Genomic DNA, 1,625 nt, shown 5'->3' on the forward strand with positions numbered 1-1,625 from the left:
CTGCTGCTCGTGGCGGTGTGCGTCCCGCGCCTCCTGCCGCGCGGCACCGCGCTGCTGCTGCGGGGGCTGCCCGCGGTCGTCGCGCTGCGCGGGTTCGTCTTCGGCGCCTTCGCCAGCGCCGAGGTGTTCCTGCCGCTGCTGCTCACCCAGCGGCGGGGGCTGTCGGCGGCGCTGGCCGGGCTGGCGCTGACGGCGGGCGCGGTCGGCTGGTCGGCGGGCTCGTGGTGGCAGGGCCGCACCGAGGGCGCGGGCCGGGACGGGCTGCTGCGGCTGGGCCTGGGCGCGCAGGTGGTGGGGTTCGTGCTGGCCGCCACCGCGCTGCACGAGGCGGTGCCGGTCGTGGTGGCGCTGCTGGGCTGGCTGGTCGCCGGGATCGGCACGGGCATCGCGTACCCGGTGACGTCGGTGCTGGTGCTGGAGCTGTCCGAGCCGGCGGAGCAGGGCCGCAACTCCTCCGCGCTGCAGATCGCCGACTCGCTGATGGCGACGACGCTGCTGGCCGTCGGCGGCACGGTGCTGGGCGTCCTCGGGGCGCAGGACGTGGCGTCGTACCTGACGGGGTTCGGGGTGGCGGCGGCCGTCGCGCTGGCCGGTGCGCTGCTGGCGGGCCGGGCGCGCTCGGCCTGAGCGCCGGGCGCCGCCGTGCGTGGCGGGGACGTCCTGCCCGCGACACGCCGGCGTGTCGCCGCCGAACGTCCCCGTCGCGCGCTGGCCGGCCCGGGGCGGGGACGTTCAGCTGGCGACACGCCAGCGTGTCGCCGCCGAACGTCCCCACCTCCCGGGGGTGCTCCGCGGAGCGGGCGCGGACCCGTCAGATCCGACCGCTGAACTGCGCGACGTGCCGGTCGTCCTGCACGTCGTAGATGATCGCCTCGACGAGGAGGTCGCCCAGGCTCGCCGGCGGCACGGAGAAGAGGTAGCGCGCCGTGCGTGTCTGCCCGGGCGCGAGGGACGTGTCGCCGAAGCCGCCGCCGTAGTCGGGATCCGACGAGAAGACCTGCTCGGCCTCCGCGCCGTTCGACGTCAAGCTCACGAGGTCGAACGGATCCCACAGCCCGTTCGTGGTGTTCCGGATCGACAGGGTCACCTCCACCGGGACCTGACCCGCCGTGTACCCGATGGAGAAGCCGCTAGGCGGTGCCACGCGCCGAACCGACTCCGCGCGCAGCACGAGACCGTCGAGGTTCACCTCGCCCGGGATCGCGATGGTCCCGGGGATCACCGGGCCGGACGGCGGTGCAGCAGGCCCGCTGATGGGCTGGTTCACCCGGGCGCCGGTCGCCGGGGACCACTCGATGTACCCGCTCTCGAAGTTGACCCGCCGGCCTCCGGGGATGTCGAACTCGCTGCTGGTCGGGAACCCGAGGCGTCCGCCTTCCCAGCCCTGACCGGCCCACGCGTCGCGGATCGCGCCGCGCACGACGTGGGCCCCCGTGCCGGGCGACCAGTAGACGGAGCCGCCCTCGAAGGCGTTGTACGCGCCGCGGCCGTTGGGGGTGCGGATCTCCCCGGTGATCGGGAAGCCCAGGACGCCGTTCTCCCACCCAGCCCAGGCGTAGGCGCCGAGGATCTGCCCGTGCACCTCGTGGGCGCCGGTGGCCGGGCTCCAGTAGATGTTGCCGCCC

At 75.4% G+C, this 1,625-nt stretch carries 1 protein-coding gene and 1 pseudogene; one reads left to right on the forward strand and one right to left on the reverse strand.

What is annotated here, in order from left to right; all coding sequences use genetic code 11:
• Positions 1 to 627 (forward strand): annotated as a pseudogene (locus ABEB16_RS14100) (MFS transporter); the annotation flags it as partial.
• A 184-nt stretch (positions 628 to 811) separates the two neighbouring features.
• Here ABEB16_RS14100 and ABEB16_RS14105 read toward each other — a convergent pair.
• A partial coding sequence (locus ABEB16_RS14105; protein WP_425560198.1) for an LGFP repeat-containing protein occupies positions 812 to 1,625 on the reverse strand: 814 nt, incomplete at its 5' end.

The organism is Kineococcus glutinatus (assembly GCF_039542765.1).
GTDB lineage: Bacteria > Actinomycetota > Actinomycetes > Actinomycetales > Kineococcaceae > Kineococcus_A > Kineococcus_A glutinatus.